This is a genomic window from Microvirga sp. GN3 (genome assembly GCF_055792825.1).
The window spans coordinates 1-5669 of sequence record NZ_JBVVAK010000279.1 but is presented as its reverse complement, the minus strand read 5'-3'; the positions used below and the strand labels follow the sequence as shown (position 1 = coordinate 5669).

At 63.2% G+C, this 5669-nt stretch carries 3 protein-coding genes and 1 pseudogene; 3 read left to right on the top strand and 1 reads right to left on the bottom strand.

Annotated elements, in window-relative coordinates; genetic code table 11:
• Nucleotides 1–282, bottom strand: a 282-nt coding sequence (locus ACS5Q1_RS46230) for a hypothetical protein (protein WP_473104514.1), incomplete at its 3' end; no start/stop codon positions are given.
• A gap of 613 nt (nucleotides 283–895) precedes the next feature.
• Here ACS5Q1_RS46230 and ACS5Q1_RS46225 point away from each other — a divergent pair.
• The 3 genes and pseudogenes from ACS5Q1_RS46225 to ACS5Q1_RS46215 form a co-directional block, all read left to right on the top strand.
• Nucleotides 896–1183, top strand: a pseudogene (locus tag ACS5Q1_RS46225) (hypothetical protein); the annotation flags it as partial.
• A 763-nt stretch (nucleotides 1184–1946) separates the two neighbouring features.
• Entirely contained in the window at nucleotides 1947–4832 is a 2886-nt protein-coding gene (locus ACS5Q1_RS46220) for an AMP-binding protein (RefSeq protein ID WP_473104513.1), read from the top strand.
• 330 nt (nucleotides 4833–5162) lie between these two features.
• Nucleotides 5163–5453, top strand: coding sequence for a hypothetical protein (locus ACS5Q1_RS46215; protein WP_473104512.1), 291 nt, complete (start codon nucleotides 5163–5165; stop codon nucleotides 5451–5453).
• The last annotated feature ends 216 nt before the right edge of the window (nucleotides 5454–5669 follow it).

Genomic DNA, 5669 nt, shown 5'->3' with positions numbered 1-5669 from the left:
CGCGCACGGAGCCGTAATTCGCAGAATTGCCTTTATGGAATCGAGGGGGGCCTTAGATTCAGGCCCTTCTTGGCGCGCAATTTCAGCCAGGATGAGCCGTCGATGCCTGCGCCAGGCCTCAAGGATAGTCTCGCAGTTCTGGAGCAGTTTTTCGGCTTCTACCGTATCGTGACCTTTCTTGGTCATCCATTCGATCAGGAGGAGCTGGTCGGCCACGCGCTTTTCGCCCTCGGCGAGGTCCTCACGTTCGTGCCAAGCATGGGACATGGCACTGCCGATCATGCGCCTGATTGCGCACGCGAGCCACGAATTTCCGATAAGCCTGTGTGGACGGCGCCTGCTTGGCAAGAGGGTTTTGGTGTTTTGACGACTTGGTCGGGTGGAGCCATGTGTTCGGCCTTGTCGTACGGCTCACACGGCCGCGGGCCTTGATGAAGTTCGCGGATCAGGTCGCCCAACATTTATGCTGCGTCTGAGCGCAACCGCTTATCACGGGCTATCCTGATCTCCGGCTCGACCGGTTCGTCATCACACCATCATCACCTCCACCAATCTTGCAAACTCATCCGTTGCAAACTCATCCGGCTCCAGAGGCGGCCTATGCGGCCGCAGCAGCCGGAGCACGATAACCCCGGTTGTCCTGCAGGACCGCCCAAGCAACCCGGGCCAACTTGTTGGCGATGGCGATCTTGACGATGCCGGCTGGGCAGCGGGCCAGCAAGGCGTTGATCCATCCCGCAGGTACTAAGGCCTTGCCGCGGGCATGCCGCAAGAGCGTGGAGGCCCCTAGACCAAATGTTCGCCTGAGATTGGGGCGACCCGTCTCGCAGTATGCAGGTGTTCGAGGATTGCGCCGGATGGTTCGGCGCCGAGCCTCATGCATCGGAGACGGGTCATGGGTGAGCCTATCATCTTTGTCGGATTGGATGTGCACAAGGACACCATCACGGTGGCGCTGGCTGAAGAGGGCCAGCGCGGCGACGTGCGCGAGTATGGCCGGATCGCCAACACGCCTGCAGATCTCAAAAAGCTGGTGGACAAGCTGGGATGCACAGGCCGCACCCTGCGGTTCTGCTACGAGGCGGGTCCATGCGGCTATGGCATCCAGCGTCAACTAACGGCGGCCGGGTACGTGTGTGGGGTGGTGGCTCCCTCCCTGATCCCGCGCAAGCCGGGCGAGCGCACAACTGGAGCCGTGCCGGTGGACCGAACTGCCGCCGGTGCCGCAGCCCGTACATGTCCTGATCATGGGGTATTGATGATAAATATGACCAAGGACCAGTTGCAGGCGATGCCTGAGTTCCGATACGCGCGCTAAGGTCGAGCCTCAGAACGGCGAAAGGGGCCGCAGGGCCCCTTTTGCTCGTGTGACCTGTCGAGACGCCGATCCGCCACGCGGGTGAGGCTCGTAAGCCCTTGATGAGCAGAGTGCGTGAAGGATCAGCCGGCAGGTAGCCCTGGCACATCGCATCCGCGAGAACTGTCAGGTCTTCCCGATTTGGCCGACGCTCTCTGATCAGTTCTGTCCCAAACTTGCTTACCTGTCACCGGCAATGGCCTCGCGCCGACCGGTTGCCGGAAAATAATGGCTTAGCGCCGCTGCCCTGACGTTGATATGGCTCTCAACGGCCGGTCGTTCGGGTTTGCGGCAGAACCCCATGCAGGGCAACCATGTTTGATGTAAGATAATGCCGAGATGGGAATGGAACTGAGACGTTCTGTATTTCCAGACCGAGGTCTTTCCTGCGGGATCGCGCTAGCGACGACTGCCACTGTCCGTGACTGGGAGCGCTCTTCTTCCCGCTGGCGAAGACAGGCCGCATTCCTGTCATGCCAGCTCAGCACTCTGGATCACCGACTCCTTATTCCATTCTCCGCGATGAGTGACTGGATCATTGTAAGACCGCGGCGTCATGTGATTGATCCAGCCGAGTTGGTCGGCGCGCATGGCTATCAGTGAGTCCAACAAAGTATTCCTGGAGGGCGGTTCGGTCGGACGACCAGGGGTGAGCCCCGAGGCTTCCTCCCGGGAGGCGGCCGTCACTGCTCAGGTCCTCGCGATCATCGCTCAACTTGTCAGCGACGTGCATTCCTCATTCGGCACGGCTCCTTCCACAACCCTGCAAAGCAGCCTCGACCGCGATCTGGCACTGGACAGCCTGGCGCGCACGGAACTGCTGCTTCGGCTGAACCGGGCCTTCAAGGTCCGGTTGCCCGACAGCCTTCTCGGAGAGGTCAATACGCCGGCGGATCTGATTGCTGCGATCCTTCATGCCGCCCCTCACCCCGACGAGCCCTTAGAGCGAATGAGCACCCCGGCTCCGCCTCGCCCGCCCTTGGCCGAGCCAAGCCAGACCGCCACCCTGATCGATGTGCTAGCCGCTCATGTCCGCGCGCATCCCGACCAGGTTCACCTGCATCTCCGGCAGAGCGATGGCACGGACGAGCCGCTGACCTATGCGCAGCTGGAGCGCGAGGCACGAGCCGTTGCCGCCGGGCTCGTGGACCGCGGTGTGAGCCCAGGCGAGCGCGTCGCGATTATGCTGCCGACGGAACGATCGTTCTTCGTCAGCTTCTTCGGCGTTCTGTTCGCTGGAGGGATTCCGGTTCCGATCTACCCGCCCTTCCAACGCGCCAAGTTGGAGGAGCACTTGCGGCGGCAAGCCGGGGTTCTTCACAACGCCGAAGCATCGATTCTCATCACGAACGAGGAGATCCAGGCCGCCGCAGGGCTTCTCCAAGGGCTTGTCTTAAGCCTCAATCACATTGCCACAGTCCAGGAGCTTGACAGGTCGGCCCCGCTCGCAGCGCCGATGCCGGCGACGTCCGACACGACTGCACTGATCCAGTACACGTCCGGGAGCACGGGCGATCCGAAAGGTGTCGTGCTCTCCCATGCCAATCTCTTGGCCAACATCCGGGCCATCGGGAAAGCCTTAGAGGCTTCCTCCTCCGACGTAGTGGTGAGCTGGTTGCCCCTCTATCACGACATGGGGCTGATCGGCTGCTGGCTGGGCAGCCTCTATTACGGGGCGCGCGCCATCATCATGCCGCCGCTTGCGTTCCTGGCCGATCCGATGGAGTGGCTGCGGATGGTTCACCGGCACCGGGCCACGATCACCGCCGGCCCTAACTTCGCCTTTGAACTCTGTCTCAAGACTGCCTCCGACAGCGCTCTCGAACACCTGGACCTCGGGTCTCTCAGAGTCGCGATGAACGGAGCCGAGCCTGTGAATCCGGGCACGCTCCGGCGGTTCCAGGAGCAGTTCGCCCCACACGGCTTTCGGCCCGAGGCGATGGTGCCGGTCTATGGCCTCGCTGAATGCTCCGTCGGCCTTGCCTTTCCGCCGCTGGGACGCCCGCCGGTGGTGGACCGGGTCAGTCGCCGAGCCCTCACAGACGATGGCATGGCCCGCCCAGCCGCACCTCAGGATGCGACCGCGTTCGAGTGCGTTGCCTGCGGGCATCCGTTGCCCGGGCATCAGATCCGCATCGTCGATGAGGGTGGGCGCGAACTCCCGGAGCGGCAGGAGGGACGCCTGCAGTTCAAGGGTCCGTCGGCAACATCGGGGTATTTCAAGAGCCCTGAGAAGACAGGTGCTCTCTTCGATGGCGCGTGGCTCGAAAGCGGGGATCGCGCCTACACCGCAGGCGGCGATATCTTCGTCACCGGCCGCATCAAGGACATGATCAAGCGGGCCGGGCGGAACATTTATCCGCAGGAGCTGGAGGACTTTATCAGCGGTCTTGACGGGATCCGCAAGGGCTGCGTTGCAGCCTTTGCCAGTGCGGATCCACGCACGGGCAGCGAGCGTCTCATTGTCATGGCAGAGACCCGACTGACCGACCCGCAGCAACTTGATCGCCTGCGGCGCGCCATCATCGAGGCCTCGCACAACATCCTCGATCTTCCTCCAGACGATATCGTTCTCTCGCCGCCACATACGGTCCCCAAGACCTCAAGCGGGAAGATCCGCCGCTCGGCGGCGCGCGCGCTCTACGAGAGCGGAGGACAACGAGATAGGCTTCACCACCCGTCTTGGCAGGTCGCTCGTCTGGTCCTCGCGAGCATCCTGCCACGGCTGCGCCGCACCACAAGGACCATTGGCGACTGGGCTTATGCCGTATGGTGGTGGATCCTGCTGGCCGTGACGGCTTTGGTCTTATGGCCGGCAGTGGTTCTGCTGCCGCGTCGGGTATGGCGACAGACTGCCGTGAGGAGCGGCGCTCGCCTGTTCGTTCGTTGGGCTGGATCTCCGCTGTCGGTCGAGGCTTCGGCTCCCCTGCCAAGCGGACCGTTCGTATTGATCGCCAATCATGCGAGCTATCTCGATGGTGTCGTGCTGTCGGCGGTTGGTCCACGCAGCCTTACGTTCGTGGCGAAGCAGGAGCTCGCGGAACAATTCTTCGCCGGGCTTTTCCTGCGCCGTCTCGGGACCGTATTCGTGCGCCGGACCGATCCGGCGGGAGGAGTTGCCGATACGATGCAGGCGCTCAAGGCAGCCCGCGCGGGTGAACGTCTTGCCTGGTTCCCGGAGGGTACGTTCACGCGCATGCCGGGACTGCTTGGCTTTCATCTGGGGGCGTTCGAGGTCGCCTGCCACGCAGGAGTTCCCATCGTTCCGGTCACCATTCGCGGCACCCGCTCGATCCTGCGCTCGGGCCAGTGGCTCCCGCGGCGCGGCACCATCGCGGTTCACATCGGGGAGCCGCTCGCCCCGACCGGACGTGACTTTGCCGCCGCCATCCGGCTGCGCGATGCGGCCCGTGCCGCAATCCTCGCACGGCTCGGCGAGCCCGATCTGGCGTGCGAGCGCAGCGATCTGACGTGAAGGGTAGCCTGGGACATTGTTGTACGGCGCTGTTCCGGGCGCTGGAGCGTGGCCTTAAGCATAGGCCGGAATTCAGGCTGTTGATGCCGCCGCGCTGAAACCGATCGGGGGATCGGCCGTTCACCTTCTCACACTGATGACGCAACGCAGGCGCAGACCGGGCGTGCAGGCGCGGTTCAAAGGCTCAGCGCAGCGGTGGCTCCTGGAGGAGTGTAGCATCCAGATCAAAGTCGAGCCGCCACGAGGATCGCGGCCATGAGAGAAGCCGCCCGTCAGCTCCCCTGCAGACCGACGGCATGCGGAGGGGCTCCAGAGCCATGGAGAGGCGCCATGAACATCACGCGCGAGGATTGCATCGCCCTGTCGGGTCTCGATGAGGCTGAAGTTGCCGCGATCGCCGAGCACGAGCACCTCGACGACATTGCCGCTGCCGCGCTGGCCCAGCACCTCCTGCATCAGCCGCACGGGGCAGGCCAGCTCCGCGACATGATCGTGGACGATCTCCGGGCCGCCCTGAAGCGGCATGACCTCGCTCATGCGAAGGAACTCGTCGCAACCCTGCGGCACTTCATCAGCGAGCACAAGGCCGAACTCAGCGCCGCCCCTCACGAACACCATTGATGGCAGGTGCGGAGGAGACGGCTCGGATCCGCGGCGAATACCTTGAGCTCTTGTCACAAGCGAGTGTTATAGTCCGCTTCGCAGTCGCTTGCGGTCACGTCCGTCAATGAGTGTAAATTCGGGTGCGGTTTGAGGTGGCCATTGGTCAGCTCGCCTGTGGGGTGATTGCCAGAGCCTGCTGGTTGATCATGGGTGTTGCGAGTTCGGTCATCCCTT

Coding starts and splice junctions, on each gene's coding strand:
- ACS5Q1_RS46220 (WP_473104513.1), top strand. CDS start 1,947: ATGGCTATCAGTGAGTCCAACAAAGTATTCCTGGAGGGCGGTTCGGTC.
- ACS5Q1_RS46215 (WP_473104512.1), top strand. CDS start 5,163: ATGAACATCACGCGCGAGGATTGCATCGCCCTGTCGGGTCTCGATGAG.